This is a genomic window from Streptomyces mutabilis (assembly GCF_046628145.1).
Classification (GTDB): domain Bacteria; phylum Actinomycetota; class Actinomycetes; order Streptomycetales; family Streptomycetaceae; genus Streptomyces; species Streptomyces mutabilis.
The window spans coordinates 638,793-656,037 of record NZ_CP176874.1; the positions used below are offsets into that span (position 1 = coordinate 638,793).

General features: G+C 72.7%; 16 protein-coding genes. 12 read left to right on the plus strand and 4 right to left on the minus strand.

Translation table 11 applies throughout. The annotated features are described in order from the left end of the window. The first annotated feature begins 15 nt into the window (after nucleotides 1-15). The 9 genes from ACLIN4_RS02475 (at nucleotide 16) to ACLIN4_RS02515 (ending at nucleotide 8,475) form a co-directional block, all read left to right on the plus strand. Nucleotides 16-708, plus strand: coding sequence for a GAF and ANTAR domain-containing protein (locus ACLIN4_RS02475; protein ID WP_107479759.1), 693 nt, complete (start codon nucleotides 16-18; stop codon nucleotides 706-708). An 81-nt stretch (nucleotides 709-789) separates the two neighbouring features. After that, the gene (locus ACLIN4_RS02480) at nucleotides 790-2,103 is read left to right on the plus strand and encodes a cation:proton antiporter (protein WP_381944363.1); all 1,314 of its coding nucleotides are present in this window, start codon (nucleotides 790-792) and stop codon (nucleotides 2,101-2,103) included. A 179-nt stretch (nucleotides 2,104-2,282) separates the two neighbouring features. Continuing rightward, a complete protein-coding gene (locus tag ACLIN4_RS02485) occupies nucleotides 2,283-4,142 on the plus strand; it encodes an ATP-binding protein (protein ID WP_289907903.1) in 1,860 nt (619 codons plus the stop codon). After that, nucleotides 4,139-4,546, plus strand: coding sequence for a roadblock/LC7 domain-containing protein (locus ACLIN4_RS02490; RefSeq protein WP_100044055.1), 408 nt, complete (start codon nucleotides 4,139-4,141; stop codon nucleotides 4,544-4,546). The genes ACLIN4_RS02485 and ACLIN4_RS02490 overlap by 4 nt, the downstream gene beginning before the upstream one ends. Next, complete coding sequence (locus tag ACLIN4_RS02495; protein WP_100044056.1) at nucleotides 4,543-4,890, plus strand: DUF742 domain-containing protein; 348 nt, start codon at nucleotides 4,543-4,545, stop codon at nucleotides 4,888-4,890. Before ACLIN4_RS02490 ends, ACLIN4_RS02495 begins: the two co-directional genes overlap by 4 nt. Further along, nucleotides 4,871-5,488, plus strand: coding sequence for a GTP-binding protein (locus ACLIN4_RS02500; protein ID WP_269959334.1), 618 nt, complete (start codon nucleotides 4,871-4,873; stop codon nucleotides 5,486-5,488). Before ACLIN4_RS02495 ends, ACLIN4_RS02500 begins: the two co-directional genes overlap by 20 nt. Then, the gene (locus ACLIN4_RS02505) at nucleotides 5,485-6,717 is read left to right on the plus strand and encodes a cytochrome P450 (protein ID WP_381944367.1); all 1,233 of its coding nucleotides are present in this window, start codon (nucleotides 5,485-5,487) and stop codon (nucleotides 6,715-6,717) included. Before ACLIN4_RS02500 ends, ACLIN4_RS02505 begins: the two co-directional genes overlap by 4 nt. After that, nucleotides 6,714-7,937, plus strand: coding sequence for a cytochrome P450 family protein (locus tag ACLIN4_RS02510; protein WP_381915287.1), 1,224 nt, complete (start codon nucleotides 6,714-6,716; stop codon nucleotides 7,935-7,937). Before ACLIN4_RS02505 ends, ACLIN4_RS02510 begins: the two co-directional genes overlap by 4 nt. 136 nt (nucleotides 7,938-8,073) lie before the next feature. After that, nucleotides 8,074-8,475: a hypothetical protein gene (locus tag ACLIN4_RS02515; RefSeq protein WP_107480166.1), complete on the plus strand. Its 402-nt coding sequence runs from the start codon at nucleotides 8,074-8,076 to the stop codon at nucleotides 8,473-8,475. Between the two features lie 152 nt (nucleotides 8,476-8,627). Here ACLIN4_RS02515 and ACLIN4_RS02520 read toward each other — a convergent pair whose 3' ends face one another. After that, complete coding sequence (locus ACLIN4_RS02520; protein ID WP_307653306.1) at nucleotides 8,628-9,737, minus strand: glucose 1-dehydrogenase; 1,110 nt, start codon at nucleotides 9,735-9,737, stop codon at nucleotides 8,628-8,630. Nucleotides 9,738-9,900: 163 nt separating this feature from the next. On the opposite strand from ACLIN4_RS02520, the gene ACLIN4_RS02525 reads away from it, so the two are divergent. Continuing rightward, nucleotides 9,901-10,698, plus strand: a complete 798-nt coding sequence (locus tag ACLIN4_RS02525; protein WP_100044059.1) for a ribonuclease BN — start codon at nucleotides 9,901-9,903, stop codon at nucleotides 10,696-10,698. A gap of 109 nt (nucleotides 10,699-10,807) precedes the next feature. On the opposite strand, the gene ACLIN4_RS02530 is transcribed toward ACLIN4_RS02525, so the two are convergent. The 3 genes from ACLIN4_RS02530 to ACLIN4_RS02540 form a co-directional block, all read right to left on the minus strand. Further along, nucleotides 10,808-11,932 (minus strand): SDR family oxidoreductase, encoded by a 1,125-nt coding sequence (locus tag ACLIN4_RS02530; RefSeq protein ID WP_289907900.1) that lies wholly within the window; start codon nucleotides 11,930-11,932, stop codon nucleotides 10,808-10,810. Beyond that, a complete protein-coding gene (locus ACLIN4_RS02535; protein WP_289907899.1) occupies nucleotides 11,929-13,731 on the minus strand; it encodes a thiamine pyrophosphate-requiring protein in 1,803 nt (600 codons plus the stop codon). The genes ACLIN4_RS02530 and ACLIN4_RS02535 overlap by 4 nt, the downstream gene beginning before the upstream one ends. Before the next feature lie 298 nt (nucleotides 13,732-14,029). Next, entirely contained in the window at nucleotides 14,030-15,097 is a 1,068-nt protein-coding gene (locus ACLIN4_RS02540; RefSeq protein WP_373420291.1) for a LacI family DNA-binding transcriptional regulator, read from the minus strand. A 203-nt stretch (nucleotides 15,098-15,300) separates the two neighbouring features. Here ACLIN4_RS02540 and ACLIN4_RS02545 point away from each other — a divergent pair, with 203 nt between their 5' ends. Both ACLIN4_RS02545 and ACLIN4_RS02550 read left to right on the plus strand, forming a co-directional pair. Beyond that, nucleotides 15,301-16,227: a carbohydrate ABC transporter permease gene (locus ACLIN4_RS02545; protein ID WP_369179384.1), complete on the plus strand. Its 927-nt coding sequence runs from the start codon at nucleotides 15,301-15,303 to the stop codon at nucleotides 16,225-16,227. A gap of 6 nt (nucleotides 16,228-16,233) precedes the next feature. Beyond that, a complete protein-coding gene (locus ACLIN4_RS02550) occupies nucleotides 16,234-17,187 on the plus strand; it encodes a carbohydrate ABC transporter permease (protein ID WP_107477557.1) in 954 nt (317 codons plus the stop codon). The last annotated feature ends 58 nt before the right edge of the window (nucleotides 17,188-17,245 follow it).

Genomic DNA, 17,245 nt, shown 5'->3' on the forward strand with positions numbered 1-17,245 from the left:
CGAGGAGGAGACGGCATGGACGACTGGCGCGAGTTCGCCGAGCAGATGGCGTCGCTGGCGCGCGATCTCCTGGCGCAGGAGTCGGTGAACGACACGCTGAAGCGGATCTCGTTCTCAGCCACGGAACTGGTCGAGGGCTGCGACGCCGCGGGCATCCTCATCCTGCGCGGCAGCCACGTGCAGTCCCTCGCTCCGACCGGCCAGGTGGTCGTCGACAGCGACGAACTGCAGGGGCGCGTCGGGGAGGGACCGTGCTTCGACGCCGCACGGACCACCGAGGGGCAGCGGCAGTTCCGGATCGCCGACTTCACCGACCAGGCCCGGCGCTGGCCCAAGTACGTGCCCGAGGCACGCAAGCTCGGTCTGGGCAGCATGATGGGTTTCCTGCTGTTCACCGAGGACGAGGACCTGGGGGCACTGAACCTCTACTCCTTCAAGCCGGGGGCGTTCACGGAGGCCAGTGAGACGGCCGGCTGGCTGCTCGCCTCGCACGCCGCGGTCGCCTTCTCCAGCGCCCGTACGCACGCCCAGTTGCAGCAGGCCATCGGTACCCGGCACACCATCGGTGAGGCCATGGGCATCCTCATGGGCAGACACCGCTTCACCGAGGACCAGGCCTTCGCCGCGCTGCGCCGGTACTCGCAGGACCACAACGTGAAACTCCGCGAGGTGGCCCGCCGGGTGTGCGAACAGGGCGGCCTGCCCTGAGCCGCCGCTCGGCCGGTGCCTCACCCGGGGCACGGCCGGCCGGAGGGCGTACCGCTGGGCGACAGCGGGCACACGTCAGCGGTGACCTTGGCTGATTTCCTCTTCGCGGTGCTCGGGGCGGGCGCGCTCGCGGCGGCCGTGCTGCCGCGGCTGGTGGCGGGACGGCCGCTGTCCATGCCGCTGGTCTTCCTCGCCTTCGGCGTCGCCCTGCAACTGCTGCCCACTCCGCTGCCGGAGATCGACCCGGTCCGCGACCGGGTGTGGGTGGAACACCTCACCGAGATCTGCGTCATCGTCTCCCTGATGGGTGCCGGCCTCGCGCTGAACCGCCCGTTCGGCCTACGGCGCTGGCAGGCACCCTGGCGGCTGATCGGCGTCACCATGCCGCTGACCGTCGCGGCCACCGGACTGCTGGCCTGGTGGCTGCTGGACTGGCCGCCGGCCGCGGCACTGCTGCTGGCGGCCGTGCTCGCGCCCACCGACCCGGTGCTCGCCTCCGAGGTACGGGTGGGTGCGCCCACCGACTCCGAGCACGACGAGGACGAGGTGCGCTTCGCGCTCACCAGCGAGGCGGGACTCAACGACGGCCTCGCCTTCCCCGTCGTCATGGCGGCGATCGCGCTGACCGCGGCGGCGGGCACGGGGCTGTCCGGCGACTGGGTCGGGCACTGGCTGCTGGTCGATGTGCTGTACAAGTGCGTGATCGGCGTCCTGGCCGGCCTGGTCGTCGGCAAGCTGCTCGGCTGGCTCTTCTTCCGGGCAGGCCGGCAGGCGGTACGGCTGTCCGAGCACCGGGAGGGCTTCGTCGCCCTCGGTGCCACGTTCCTCTCCTACGGGGTCACCGAACTCGCCCACGGCTACGGTTTCCTGGCCGTCTTCGTCACCGCCTGCCGCATCCGCGCCGCCGAGCGCGACCACGGCTACCACGCCGTGCTCCACGACTTCGTCGAGCAGGTGGAACGGCTGCTGACCGCCGGGCTCCTCTTCCTGCTGGGCGCGTGCGTCGCGCAGGGCGCCCTGGCCGACCTGACCTGGCGGGGCGCGGCCGTCGGTCTGCTCGTACTGCTCGTCGTCCGGCCGGTGACCGGCTGGGTCGCGCAGTTCGGCGCGGCGGCCGGCCCCCGGGAACGTCTCGTGACCGCGTTCTTCGGCATCCGCGGCATCGGCTCGCTGTTCTACCTGGCCCACGCGCTCGGTACGGAGGGCTTCCACGTCCCGGCCGGTGAGCTGTGGGCCGTGGTGGCGTTCACCGTGCTGGCCTCCGTCGTCCTGCACGGGGTGACGGCCTCCCCCGCGATCTCCCGCCTCGACCGGCTGCGGCTGCTCAAGGCCCACAGCCGCCGGCGCACCGGACGGAAACCGAACGAGGACGACGTGGCCGGCGAGCGAATCTGATCCGCCGCCCAGGGAACCGACCCGAAGCACGCGGGAGTTGAGCAATACCCTTCACAATCAGATCACTAACTCCCCTATAGTGATCGCCTGTTGCGTGCCGTGGGACAGATGTTCGGCGCGTGCCCGCCCCGAAGGACGACACGAGGGCCGCTTCGGTGGCCTGGCGAGGACCCCGACAGATGACCGCCCCCGCCCGCCCGGACGCCCGCCCCGCTCCCCGTGCTCTCATGGCCGTCGCACTGCCCTGCGCGGTGGTGTCGGCGCTCGCCGTCGGCGGTGCCGTCGCCGCGGCACCCTCCTCGGTCCGCGTTCCGCTCGCCCTGGGCGCGAGTGCCGCGGCGATCCTGCTCTGCGTGGCCGTGACCGCGGCCGTGCACGCCGTGCGCGGGGAACGGACCACTCGCCGGCTGCTGGAGGCGGCCCGCACGGAGGCCGACGGACTCGCTCGGGACCGGGCGCGGCTGGCCGACCGGGCGCGCGAGGAGCAGGAGCGCCTGCGGGCGGAGGCGGAACACGAGCGAGCGCGCCTCCTGGCGGAGTTCGACGGGGAACGCAGGCGACTGGCCGACGGGTTCGAGCAGGAACGCAGGCGGCTCACCGAGGACTTCGAGCGGGAGTCCGAGCGGCTCGCCGAGGGCTTCGACCAGGAGCGGGCGGGACTGGCCGAGCAGCGGGCCCGGGAGGTCGCCCGGCTCACCGAGGAGGCCACGCGGCTGCGGGCGCGGCTCGACCAGGCGTCCGGTGAGCGGGCGGCCGCCGTCGCCGCGACCGCCAACGCGGCCGGCCGGATGCAGGCGCTGGCCACCGGGACCCTCGCCGACCTGCGCGCCATGGAGGAACGGCACAGCGACGAGGACGTCCTCGCCGACCTGCTGCACCTCGACCACCGCACCGCGCAGGCGGGCCGGCTCGCCGACTCCGTCGCCGTCCTCACGGGGGCCCGCTCCGGGCGCCGTTGGGCCCGCCCCATCGGCATGGAGTCCATCCTGCGCGGCGCCATGGGCCGTATCGCCGGCTACCAGCGGGTGCGGGTGCACTCGGTCAGCGACGCCGCGGTCGCCGGGCACGCCGCCGAGGGTGTGATGCACGCGCTGGCCGAACTCCTGGACAACGCCGCGAACTTCTCGCCACCGACCGCCGAGGTCCACGTGTACGTCGAGGAGGTGCCGGCCGGTGTCATCGTGTCCGTGGAGGACAGCGGGCTCGTGATGGGCGAGGTGCAGCTGCGCCGCGCCGAGCGGGCGGTGTCCGGCGAATCGGCCGGGCTGGGCGGGCTGACCGGGACGCGGCTGGGCCTGGCCGTGGTGGGCCGGCTGTCGGCCAAGTACGGGCTGAAGGTCTCCTTCCGGCCGTCCGCGCGCGGCGGTACCGGCGTACTGATGCTGGTCCCCCAGGACATCCTGAGCGGCCCGTCCGCCACCGACGGGCCGACGCAGGCCGCGGCCCGGTCGGCCGCTCCCCCGCGGACCGGGACGCTGTCACCCACGCCCCTGCCGACCGAGGCACCGTCGAGAGAGACACGGTCGGCGGAGACACGGTCGGCGGAGACACCGTCACCCACGCACTCCAGAACCGGGGCTCCGTCGACCGAGCCGCCGGCCGGCCCGCCACGCACGCCCGCGTCCTCCACCCCGCAGTCACCCGGCACCGGGTCCGCCTCCGGCGACCTCGGCCCCGAGCCCCTGCCCGCGCACGAGTCCGCGGACCGGGAGGACGGTCCCGGCACGCCGGCCGACTCCGCCGGACCGGACACCGGGCTGCCCAGACGCCGCCGCGGCCGCACCCTCGCCGCCGCCGAACGCGCGCGGGCCACCGCCCGGGCCGCCGAGCCGCGCGCCACCCCCTCCGCCGAGGACGCGAAGACGCGTGCGGCCCGCTTCAGCAGCTTCCGTCAGGCCGTACGGGCCGCGGGCCCCGCCCCCGAGGCTCCTCGGGACGACGCCCCGCCGGCGGACCCCACCGCAGCCCCACCGGCCGAGACGGCCCCCGACCACCCGTCCCACTCGCACGCGTACCCGGAAGGCGACACCACTTCATGACCGGCTCGACCACCGCCGACGAGAAGCTCACCTGGCTCATCGAGGGTCTCCTGGAGCGCACTCCGGGCGCGCGGCACGCGCTCGTCCTCTCCCGGGACGGCCTCAAGCTGTGCCGCACTCCGGAGCTCTCCGTCGACCAGGCCGACCAGCTGGCCGCGATCGCCGCCGGCATCCAGTCCCTGTCGCACGGCGCGTCCGTGGAGTTCGGCGACGGCAGCGGCGGGGTGCGGTCGGCCATGACCGAGTTCTACGGCGGCGTCCTGTTCATCGTGGAGGCGGGCGAGGGCGCACACCTGGCGGTGGTCACCTCGGAGGACGCCGACGCGGGGCTGGTCGGGCACAACATGAGCGAGCTGATCGAGCAGCTCGGCGACCACCTGACCGCGCAGCCCCGTACGTCATGAGCCGGCCCGGCAGGGACGACGCTCCCGACCGCCTCTACACGCTCACCCAGGGACGCAGCCGGTCGGGCCCCGGCAACCCCTTCGACCTGGTCACCCTGGTCGTCGCCGAGTGCGAGCCGGCGCCCGGCATGCAGTCGGAGCACACGGCGATCCTGCGGATGACCGAGGCCCCCACGGCCGTGGTGGAGATCGCCGCCGAGCTGCGGCTCCCGGTCAGCATCACCAAGATCCTGCTCGCCGACCTGCACGCCGCGGGCCGGGTGAGCGCGCGCCATCCGCGCACCGCAGCCGTCCCCGACCCCGAAACCCTGGAGCAGGTGCTCGTTGGACTCCGCAACCTCTGACACCCGCACCCCGCTGGGTGCGTCCGCCGACAACGGCCTGAAGATCGTGGTCGTGGGCGGCTTCGGTGTCGGCAAGACGACCCTGGTCCGCTCGGTGAGCGAGATACGCCCGCTCAACACCGAGGAGACGATGACGCAGGCCGGCGAGTCGGTCGACGACACCAGCGGGGTGCGCGGCAAGTCCGCGACGACCGTGGCCTTCGACTTCGGCCGGATCAGCCTCGACGCGCGCAACGTGCTGTACCTGTTCGGCGCGCCCGGCCAGGAGCGGTTCTGGTTCCTGTGGGACCGGCTGTTCTCCGGCACGCTCGGCGCGGTGGTCCTGGTCGACACCCGGCGCATCGACGACTCCTGGTACGCCATCGACCGGCTGGAGCACCACGGCACGCCCTTCATCGTCGCCTGCAACGACTTCGGCGGTCCCCGGCACGCGCCCGAGGCGGTCCGCGACGCCCTCGACCTGGACCCGCGGGTGCCGCTGGTCCCGTGCGACGCCCGGTCCCGCGAGTCCGGCAAGCAGGTGCTGATCACGCTGGTCGAGCATCTCCGGGCCCACTACGCCGACCGGGCGGCCCTGCCCCGACAGGAGTTCGTGTGAGCACCGACGCGACCGGCGCCGTACCGCTCGGCGGCCCCCGCTTCCAGACCGAACCCGCCCTGCTGTACCGGCAGATGCGGCGTGAGCACGGTGCCGTCACCCCGGTCCTGCTGGACGGTGACGTCCCTGCCTGGCTGGTGCTCGGATACCGGGAACTGCACCAGGTGACCGGCGATCCGGCGCTGTTCAGCCGGGACTCCGGCCTGTGGAACCAGTGGGAGAACATCCCCGAGGACTGGCCGCTGCTGCCGATGATCGGCCGCGGGCAGCCGTCGATCCTCTACACGGTCGGCGAACGGCACCGCGAGCGCGCGGCGATGATCAGCAACGCGCTGGAGGCGGTGGACCCGCACGTGCTGCGCGGCCACGCCGAGCGGTTCGCCGACGAACTCGTCGACCGGCTCTGTGCCAAGGGCGAGGCCGACCTCGTGGGCGACTACGCCATGCTGCTGCCGGTCCGCGTGCTGGCCCGGCTGTACGGCTTCTCCGACGAGCAGGGCCCGGCCCTCGTCACCGCCCTCAACGACATGATCGACGGCAGGGAGCGGGCCATCGCCGGCCAGGCGCACCTCGCCACGTCGATGGCGGGTCTGCTCGCCGACCGGAAGGCGGCGCCCGCCGACGACGTCGCCTCCCGGATGCTGGCCGACGAGAGCGGCTTCAGCGAGGAGGAGGTCGCCCAGGACCTGATGGTGATGATGGCCGCGGGCCACCAGCCGACCGCCGACTGGATCGGCAACTCGCTGCGCCTGATGCTGACCGACGACCGCTTCGCCGCCTCCCTCTTCGGCGGCCGCAACAGCGTCGCCGAGGCCATGAACGAGGTGCTGTGGGAGGACACGCCCACGCAGAACGTGGCCGGCCGCTGGGCCGCGCGCGACACCCGGCTCGGCGGGCGCCACATCCGCGCCGGCGATCTGGTGCTGCTCGGGCTGCAGGGCGCCAACTCCGACCCGCAGGTCCGCACCGACGGCTCCGCGCTCACCGGCGGCAACAACGCGCACTTCTCCTTCGGTCACGGCGAGCACCGCTGCCCGTTCCCCGCGCAGGAGGTGGCCGAGGTCATCGCGCGCACGGGCATCGAGGTCGTCCTCGACCGGCTGCCGGACATCGACCTGGCGGTGTCCGCCGCCTCCCTCACCCGTCGCCCCTCGCCCTGGCTGCGGGGGCTGACCGAGTTGCCCGTGCGGTTCACCCCGACCCCTGCCCTGGGAGGCACGTCAGCATGACGACCGGCACCGAAGAAGCCCGGATCCCGCTGGACCCGTTCGTCACCGACCTGGACGGTGAGAGCGCCCGGCTGCGCGCGGCCGGACCGCTCGCCGCCGTGGAACTGCCGGGCGGCGTGCCCGTCTGGGCGGTGACGCACCACGCGGAGGCCAAGGCCCTCCTCACCGACCCCAGGCTGGTCAAGGACATCAACGTGTGGGGGGCGTGGCAGCGCGGCGAGATACCCGCCGACTGGCCACTGATCGGGCTGGCCAACCCGGGCCGCTCGATGCTCACCGTGGACGGCGCCGAGCACCGCCGGCTGCGTTCGCTCGTGGCGCAGGCACTCACGGTGCGCCGGGTGGAGCACATGCGGGGGCGGATCACCGAGCTGACCGACCGGCTGCTGGACGAGCTGCCCGCGGACGGCGGGGTCGTCGACCTGAAGGCCGCCTTCGCCTACCCGCTGCCGATGTACGTCGTCGCGGACCTGATGGGTATCGAGGAGGTGCGGCTGCCGCGGTTGAAGGTGCTGTTCGAGAAGTTCTTCTCGACGCAGACACCGCCCGAGGAGGTCGTCTCGACCCTCACCGAACTGGCCGGGATCATGGGCGAGACGGTCGCCGCGAAGCGCGCGGCGCCGGGCGACGACCTGACCAGCGCGCTGATCCTGGCCTCGGAGGACGGGGACCACCTCACCGACGCGGAGATCGTCTCCACACTCCAGCTGATGGTGGCCGCCGGGCACGAGACCACGATCTCGCTGATCGTGAACTCCGTGGTCAACCTGTCCACGCACCCCGAGCAGCGGGCCCTGGTGCTCTCGGGGAAGGCCGACTGGTCCGCGGTGATCGAGGAGACGCTGCGCTTCTCGACGCCGACCTCACACGTCCTGATCCGCTTCGCCACCGAGGACGTCCCGGTCGGCGACCGGGTGATTCCCGCCGGGGACGCGCTGATCGTGTCGTACGGCGCGCTGGGCCGGGACGAGCGGGCGCACGGCCCGACGGCGGGCGACTTCGACATCACCCGCACCTCCCCGAACCGGCACATCTCCTTCGGGCACGGACCGCACGTGTGCCCGGGCGCGGCCCTGTCCCGGCTGGAGGCCGGCGTGGCGCTGCCCGCGCTCTACGCCCGCTTCCCGCGCCTGGACCTGGCGGTGCCCGCGTCGGAGCTGCGCAACAAGCCTGTGGTCACGCAGAACGACCTGTTCGAGCTGCCGGTCAGGCTGGCCTAGCGCCCTCCCTGTGGGGCCCGTACCTTCACCCGTGGGGCGTTTGCTCCGCGCCCTGCGGGTAACTCCGGCATTCCGGACGCCGATCCGTTCCGGCACGCCGGCGTCGGCACTGTCGTAGGACACCCCGGGAGGCGCCATGTGGAAGCGCAAGGGCAGGAAGGGCCGTCGCGCCGCGAGGCCGGTACCCATGGAGCTGTGCGACCTGTGCGCCAGGGTCTTCCCCGAGGACGAAGCCGTGCGCGGGTACGTGCCGGACTCCTCCGCGGCGCACGCCACCCAGCCGTGCTTCGACGGGCTGCGGCTCATCACCGCGTGCTGCGACGACCACTTCGACGTGATCAAGGACGGTTACGCACACCGGCCCTTCGTCGAGGAGGAGCTGTGGGCGGCGAAGCTCACCCGGGCCCTGACCACGGGGCCGCCGGCGCTCTCCATGGACCAACTCGGCTGCCGCACCGGCCTCCAGGACCCGCAGATACGCGCCGCCATCGCCTGGCACAACGAGCGCATGCGCGAGCAGCAGCGCACCGACCCCTGATCGCCCCGGCGCGGTCCGGGGAGTCCCGCTCCAGGGTGCCGTCCTGCGCCCTGCCGTCCGGGCCGTCGGTGGGATCTCGAAGGCGTGCGTGTCGACCGCTTCGCCCCCCCCCGGACGGTCCGGTGCCCGCGCGGCGGGTCCGGTGACGGGCGTCAGCGGGTCGTCCTTCGGGCGCCCTGCCCGTGCCCTCCCGCGGGCGGCCGGTCGGCGCCGCCCTCCAGCGTGATCACCGTCTTGATGTCGTCGGGGCTCCGCTCGAAGGCCCGGGTCGCCCGCGCCAGGGGCACACGGCGGGTGAGGAGCCGGTGGAGCCAGTCCACGTCGGCCCGTGCCAGCGCGTCGGCGGCCTGCCGGAAGTGGCGGAGGTTGGCGTTGACGGAGCCCACCACGACGTCGTTCTCCAGCACGATGTCGCGGTTCACCGTGCCCGCGTCGACCGTCAGGGACCGGCCCGCGGGCGAGACGCCGGTGAGGCAGACGATGCCGTACGCCGCCGTACCGCGGATCGCGTCGAACACCACCCGGCCGGCGCCGGTGGCCTCGACCACGACGTCGGGGCGCAGGTCGGCGAGCACCTCGTCCGCCGCGTCGCTGTGGTAGCCGGCGCCGAGGGCGCGCACGAGGTCCGGCTTGGGACCATCCGTGACCCGGTCCAGGACGTGCACGTCGAGGCCGCGCTGCCGGCCGAGCAGGGCGGCGAGCAGCCCGATGGGGCCGGCTCCGGTCACCAGTACGGTGCGGGGTTCGAACCAGGCCCGGGCGCCGACCCTCTCGATCTGCTCCCAGGCCTTGGCCACGACACTGGTCGGCTCCATGAGTACGCCTGCGAGTCCCAGGTCCGCGTCGATCCGCACCGCGTAGTCCGTCTCCAGGCACCACAGCTCGGCGCCGTAGCCGTCGAGTTCCTTGATGCCGCGTTCGCGGTAGCGGCCGTTGCGGCACATGTCGAACTCGCCGTGCGCGCAGGCGCCGCACGGCTCCGGGTCCGGGCGTCGCACCACGCCCACGACCAGATCGCCGGGGCCGAAGCCGCTGCCGTGCGGTGCCTCGACCACGCGGCCGAGGGACTCGTGGCCGAGGACCAGCCGGTCGTGGTGCGGCGGTGCCTGGCCGTATATGCCCGAGGCGATCTCCCGGTCCGTGCCGCAGACGCCGAGGGCGATGCCCTGGACCAGGAGTTCCCCGGCAGCCGGTTCCGGGTCCGGGACCTCCTCCACGCCGAGCGATCCGTCCCGGCCGGGGCGGACGGTCAGTGCGCGCATGGTCATCCTCTCGGCTCGCCTCCCCGGGGCCGGTTCCCCGCATCGCCGGGCCCATGCGGCGACCGTGTGCGGCGTCCGGGTGGTGTCACGTTTGCCCGGCCCCTGCCGGGTCACTCAGGTGCGCGTCCACGAGCCATCGAAGGGACCGCCCGAGGAGCACTCCGTGAACCGGTTCTGGCAGCCGTTCCACCGTGTGTGGGACCGGCTGGCCGCCTCCGCCCTCGTCCGGCGCGGCCGGGACCTGGAGCTGATGCACCGTGCCATGGGGTTCGCCACCCTCGCCCTGGTCACGCTGGCGCCGCTGCTCATCGTGGTGGCCGCCTTCGACCCGCTGGGACGCGGCGGTTTCGGGGCCTGGCTGGCCGACGGCATGGGGCTGTCCGGCCGGTCCGCGCGGGTGCTGACCGACATCATCAGTCCGCCGACCAAGGTCATCGGCACCACGAGTGTGTGGGGCGGTATCGCGCTCGCCGTGTTCGGCGTCTCCTTCGCGGCGAGCGTGCAGAACGGCTACGAGCGCATCTGGGAGCTGCCCTCCGGCCCGTGGCACCGGGTGTGGCGCCAGCTGACCTGGGTGGTGATGCTGACCGCCTACCTCTACCAGGAGGTGCAGACGCGGACCGCGCTGCACGGGTCGGTGCGGATCGCGTTGTCCACGGCGACGGGCATGCTGTTCTTCTGGTGGGGGCAGCATTTCCTGCTCGGCAGCCAGGTCCGCTGGCGCGATCTGCTGCCCGGGGCCGTCGCGACCATGATCGGCCTCATCGGGCTGCGGGGCTTCTCGTACCTGGTCTTCACTCCGCTCATCCTGGACAACGCGATCAGCTACGGCACCGTCGGCATCGTGCTGGTGGTGGAGTCCTGGCTGATCGGGGTCGGGTTCGTCGTCTTCGGCGGCGCGATGGTCGGCCACTGGTTCTGCGAGCACCACTGGTGGACGCGGACCGTCGACCGGGAGTGAGTGTCAGGGGTCTCCTTGTCCGGCCACGGGGCGGGCGGCCGTGCCGAGGCCGGCCCGCCCCCGCCTGCCGGCCCCCGGCACCGGATGTCGTGGCACCCGTCCTCCTGGGCTACGTCCGGGCCCTCCGGGCCGAGCGCGCGGTCCGTCGCGACACCGCCTCGGCGGCACCTGGCCGGGAGCGCCGGCGCATGCCGTCGGCGAGCGCCGCGGCGGCCGTCCCGGTCACGGCGGCGGCCAGGGCGAGCGGGCGGCGGTGGCGGGAGAGCCAGAACTGGAGACTGCGCGGGTGGGCCTCGTCGTCGAAGATCCCGTGTGCGCCGAAGTCGGCCGGAGCGGTGTCGTCCGGCGGCTTCCAGAGGTTGACCGGTCGGGACGGGTCGACGGGTTCGCCGGTCTGCTGCCCGTCGTAGCCGGTCCGGGCCAGGTAGCGGTCCAGCAGTCCCGGGGCGAGCTTCTGGCCGAGCAGGGTGGCGACGGTGGAGCCACCGACCCAGTACTCGCGCCGCTCGGGCCGGTCCGCGGCGTGCAGGACCGCCTCGGCGGCCACCTCGGGCTGGTAGACCGGGGCCACCGGGCGGGGGTGGCGCGGCAGCCGGGTGAGCACCCAGCTGAACTGGGGCGTGTTGAGCCCGGGCATCTGGACCATGGTCACCCGCACCCCGCTGCGGTCGTGCAGCAGCTCGCAGCGCAGGGACTCGGTGAAGCCCTGGATGGCGTGCTTGGCCCCGCAGTACGCCGCCTGGAGCGGAACGCTGCGCTGGGCCAGGGCGGAACCGACCTGGACGATGGTGCCGCGGTCGCGCGGGGTCATGCGCCGCAGGGCGGCCTGGGTGCCGTGGACGAAGCCGAAGTAGGTGACCTCGGTGGCCCGTCGCAGCTCCTCGGGCCTGATCTCCGCCACGGGCGCGAAGACGGTCGAGAACGCGGCGTTCACCCACACGTCGATCGGGCCGAGTTCCTCCTCGATCCGGTCGGCCGCCGCGTCCACGGCATCCGCGTCGGCGACGTCCACCACCAGCGGCAGCGCACGTCCGCCGGCCTCCCGGACCTCCTGCGCCGCCCGTTCGAGGGCGTGCTCACCGCGCGCGAGCAGGGCCACGGAGCTCCCGCGGGCGCCGAAGGCACGGGCGGTGGCCCGGCCGACGCCGCCGGTGGCCCCGGTGACGACCACGACGCCGGTGCCGCGCGCCCGGCGGCGCCGTACGCCCCGCGGGCCCCGTGTGCGGCCGCTCACTTCTTCCCCCGGCCGGGGAGGTGCCCGGCGTACTCGGTGAGCTTCTGGCGCACTCCCTTGGTGGCGATACCGGCGAGTTCCGGGTCGTGCAGCGCCGCCTTGACGGCCTTCTTGCCCTGCTCCTTCATGATGTGCGGCGGGATCGGCGCGATCTCCGCGTCGACCTTGAACTCCAGCACGACGGGCCGGCCCGCCGCGAGCGCCTCGTCCCAGGCGGAGCCGACCTTCTTCGGGTCGGTGCAGACGATGCCCTTGAGGCCGAGGAGTTCGGCGTACGCGGCATAGGGGACGTCGGGGATGTCCTGGGAGCCGGGGTACTTGGGGTCGCCGGCCATGGCGCGCTGCTCCCAGGTGACCTGGTTGAGGTCCTGGTTGTTGAACACGCAGAAGACCAGCGGGGCAGGTCCGGACAGGCGGTCCAGATAGCGCTTGACGGTGATCATCTCGTTCATGCCGTTCATCTGGAACGCGCCGTCTCCGACGAAGGCGATCACGGGCCGGTCCGGGTACGCGAACCGCGCCGCGATGGCGTACGGCGTCCCGGGTCCCATCGTCGCCAGGGTGCCGGACAGCGAGGCGCGCATGCCCTCGCGCAGCTTGAGGTGCCGGGCCCACCAGTTGGTGCCCGAACCGGAGTCGGCGGTGAGGATGGCGTCGTCCGGCAGACGGGAGGAGAGTTCGGCGGCGACGGCCTGCGGGTTGATGGTCTTGCCGAAGTGCTCGCCGGCCCAGCGGTCGGCCAGGTCGTGCCACTCCCGCACGTCCTTCTCGATCTTCTCCCGCCAGCCTCGGTCCTTCTTGCGCTGGAGCAGCGGGATCAGGGCGCGCAGGGTCTCCCTGGAGTCGCCGACGAGGTGGGCGTCCATGGGGTAGCGGATGCCGATCATGCGGCCGTCGATGTCGATCTCGACGCCCCTGGCCTGCCCCTCCTCGGGCAGCCACTCCGCGTACGGGAAGCTGCTGCCGACCATCAGCAGGGTGTCGCACCCCCGGATCATCTTGTCGCTGGCCTTGCTGCCCAGCAGACCGATGGGCCCGGTGACGTACGGCAGGTCGTCGGGCAGGACCTCGCGGCCGAGCAGCGCCTTGGCGACGCCGGCGCCGAGCAGTTCGGCCACCTCCATCACCTCGGCCTCCGCGTTCGCCGCGCCCTGGCCGACCAGCACGGCCACCTTGTCGCCCGCGTTGAGGACGTCGGCGGCCTTGCGCAGCTCGTCGTGGTCGGGCAGGACCCGGGGACGGCTCCAGCCCACGCTGGAGAAGACGGAACCGTGCTCCCTGGGCGGGGAGGGCATGGCGTCCTCCTCCTGCACGTCGTTGGGAATGATGACCGTGGCGACGCCCCGGGTGGTCAGCGCGGTCTTGAAGGCGCGGTCGATCACGTGACGGGCCTGTCCCGGGTGCACGACCATCTGGCAGTACTCGGACACGTCCGCGAACAGCTGGTCGAGGGCGATCTCCTGCTGGTAGTGGGTGCCGAGGGAGAGTCGCTTCTGCTGGCCCACCACGGCCACCACGGGCTGGTGGTCGAGCTTGGCGTCGTACAGACCGTTGAGCAGGTGGATGGCCCCGGGGCCCGAGGTGGCGACGCAGCAGCCCACCTCGCCGGTGAACTTCGCGTGGCCGCAGGCCATGAACGCGGCCATCTCCTCGTGCCGCGCCTGGATGAACTCCGGTTCCCCGTCGGCCCGGTCGAACGCGCCGAGCAGACCGTTGATGCCGTCGCCCGGATAGCCGTACACACGCCGGACGCCCCACTCGGACAGACGCTGGAGCACATAGTCGGCGACTTGGGTCATGGAGCTCTCCCGGGGCGTGCGGGGACAACGGTCGGCTTGTGGAGTTGCCTCCCCGGCCGCCCGTAAACCGGGCGGTACTCACCCGTTCGGCCGCGAACCGACCGACGTTTGCCCAGGGCAAAGGATGGCGGGCACCCGTCTCGCCGTCGGCGGGCGCGGAGCCTCGGGAACGCCCGAGCTTCCGCGCCGTACGCCGCTCTGGACCGGACCCGCGCCTCCCGCGGTGCGGGCCGCTCGGGAGCGAGGCCGCTCGGGAGCGAGGCCGGCCAGGAGCGCGGCCGGCCAGGAGCGCGCGCCGCTACCGCGGCGGCGGCGCCGTGCTCGCCCGGGTCACCAGCCGGGTGGGCACGAGTGTCGTGCCCACCTCCGGGCCGTCCTGGCGCATCTTGCGCAGCACGGCCTCGACACACAGCCGTCCGACCTCGGCGAAGTCCTGGTGGACGGTGGTCAGCGGCGGCAGGAAGGAGCCGGACTCGGGGATGTCGTCGAAGCCGATGACGCTGACGTCCTCGGGGACGCGCCGCCCGCGTTCGTGCAGGGCCCGCATCAGGCCGAGGGCCATCTGGTCGTTGGCCGCGAAGACGGCCGTGCACTCCTCGCGCGCGGCGAGTTCGAGGCCCGCCCGGTATCCGGACTCCGCCGACCAGTCGCCCCGGACGAGGGGCGTCGGGGTGCGGCCGGCCTCGGCGAGGGTGTACCGCCAGGCGTCCGCGCGGCGCTGGGCGGCGAAGGAACCCTCGGGCCCGCCCAGGTGCCACACCGTGTCGTGCCCGAGGTCCAGCAGATGGCGCACGGCGGCGCGGGTGCCGCCGGCCTGGTCGGTGTCGACGACCGTGTAGTGGTCGCCGGCGTCGGAGTCGACCACGACGACCTGGACGTGGGGCGGCAGTTGGAGGGTCGCCGCGTCCAGCAGGTGCACCTCCATGATGACGATCACCGCGTCGACGGCGAGTTCCTCCAGCCGGGAGAAGGCGCCCCGCACCTCGTCCTGGGTGGGGACGGCGACCGGCAGGAGGGTCACCGCGTAGCCCTCGCTCGCCGCGGAGGTGGCGATGGCCTCCAGGGTGCGCACGTTGCCGGTGGTGGCCAGCGAGAAGGTGATGACGCCGATGGTGCGGAACTCGCCGCGCTTGAGCGCGCGGGCGGCGCTGTTGGGCCGGTAGCCCAGCTCCTTCATGGCCGCCAGGACCTGCCGCCGGGTCTCCTCGGTCACGCCCGCGTAGCCGTTGGAGACGCGGGAGACGGTCTGCGACGAGACCCCCGCCAGCCGCGCCACGTCCGCCATGGACGCCGTGGGCACCCGGCCGCCACGCCGACGCCGCGCACCCGCTTCCCGCGGGTCCGCGACCCCCTCAGCCGTGTCCACTTGCGTCCGCCACCTCTCCGCAGCCGTCCGAGTCCCGGTTCGCGAAGGACCCTTGACCGTCCTCCACGGGGCAGTGTAGACATGCCGCCATCAAATGTTTACGTAAACATAGCAGCCTTCCACCGCCCCGGACCGCACGTCGCGCCGTGTGATGTTTACGCAAACATGCTGATGCTCCCGTACCTGGACGAGCGAGGAACGACATGACGACGCTGCAACCGCCGGCCGCCGCCGCCCCGCGGCCGGCCCCGCCCCGGGCCAGGCGGGACCGCCGCTCCTGGACGGGGTGGGGCTTCCTCGGTCCCTTCGTGGCCGTGTTCGCCCTGGTCTTCCTCGCGCCGATCGCGTACTCCGTCTACCTCAGCCTCTTCCGCGACCAGCTGATCGGCGGCACGACCTTCGTCGGCCTGGACAACTACACCCAGGCCCTGAAGGACGAGCAGTTCTGGGCCGCGCTCGGCCGGGTGTCGCTGTTCCTGGCGGTGCAGGTGCCGATCATGCTCGGCATCGCGCTGCTGGTGGCCCTGGCACTGGACAGCGGACGCCTGTACGGCCGGGACTTCTTCCGCATCTCGATCTTCCTGCCGTACGCCGTGCCCGCCGTGGTGGCCACCCTGATGTGGGGCTTCATGTACGGCACCCGGTTCGGCCTGGTCGGCGACATCAACAGCGCCTTCGGCGTCTCGCTGCCCGACCCGCTCTCCCCCGACCTGGTGCTCGCCTCCATCGGCAACATCGTGACCTGGGAGTTCGTCGGCTACAACATGCTGATCTTCTACTCGGCGCTGCGCGTGATCCCGCACTCGCTGTACGAGGCGGCACAGATCGACGGCGCCGGCCAGATCCGCGTGATCACGGCGATCAAGCTCCCGGCCATCCGCGGCGCCCTGGTGATCGCGACGATCTTCTCGGTCATCGGCAGCTTCCAGCTCTTCAACGAGCCCAACATCCTCCAGCCGCTCGCGCCCAACGCCATCACGACCGACTACACGCCGAACTTCTACACGTACTCGCTGTCCTTCAACGGACAGCAGCACAACTACTCCGCGACGGTCGCCATCGTCATGGGGCTGATCACCATGATCATCGCCTACGTCGTCCAGCTGCGCGGCATGCGCAAGGGAGTGTGAGCGACGATGACCAGTCCTGCCGTCACCGTCTCCGACCGTTCCGCGGCCGAGCCCGCCGGCACCCCGGGCTCCGCGCCGCCGAGGCTGCGCGCACCCCGGCGCCGGCACTCCGCGGACAAGCCCCGGCGCAGCGTCCTGCTGACCCTGCTCACCTCGCTCGTGCTGCTGTACAGCCTGGTGCCGCTGATCTGGCTGGCCCTCAGCGCCACCAAGACCCAGGAGGGGCTGTCCCGTTCCTTCGGCCTGTGGTTCGACGGCGACTTCGCGCTGTGGGACAACATCAGCCAGACGTTCACCTACGACGACGGTGTGTTCACGCGCTGGCTGCTCAACACCCTGCTGTACGTGGGTCTGGGCGCGGGAGGGGCCACCTTCCTCGCGGTGCTCGGCGGTTACGCGCTGGCGAAGTTCGACTTCCCCGGACGGCGGGCCGTCTTCGCCGTGGTCATCGGCGCGGTGGCCGTGCCGGGTACGGCGCTGGCGGTACCGACCTTCCTGATGTTCAGCAAGATGGGGCTCACCAACACCCCTTGGGCGGTGATCATCCCGTCCCTGATCTCGCCGTTCGGCCTGTACCTGATGTGGGTGTTCGCGAGCGAGGCCATCCCGACCGAGCTGATGGAGGCCGCCCGCATCGACGGCGCCGGCGAGGTGCGCACCTTCTTCCGGGTCGCGCTGCCGCTGCTGGCGCCCGGCATCGTGACCGTCCTGCTGTTCACCATGGTCGCGACCTGGAACAACTACTTCCTGCCGCTGGTCATGCTCAAGGACCCCGACTGGTATCCGCTGACCCTGGGCCTGAACAGCTGGAACGCCCAGGCCGCGACCGCGGGCGGCGAGGCCGTCTTCAACCTGGTCGTCACCGGGTCGCTCATCACCGTCCTGCCGCTGATCGCCGCCTTCCTGCTGCTCCAGAGGTACTGGCAGTCCGGACTCGCCGCCGGAAGCGTCAAGGAGTAGCCCCTCCGCCTGCCCGTCCGTCCCTGCCCTCCGACCCTCAACGGTGCCGGTCCCGGCC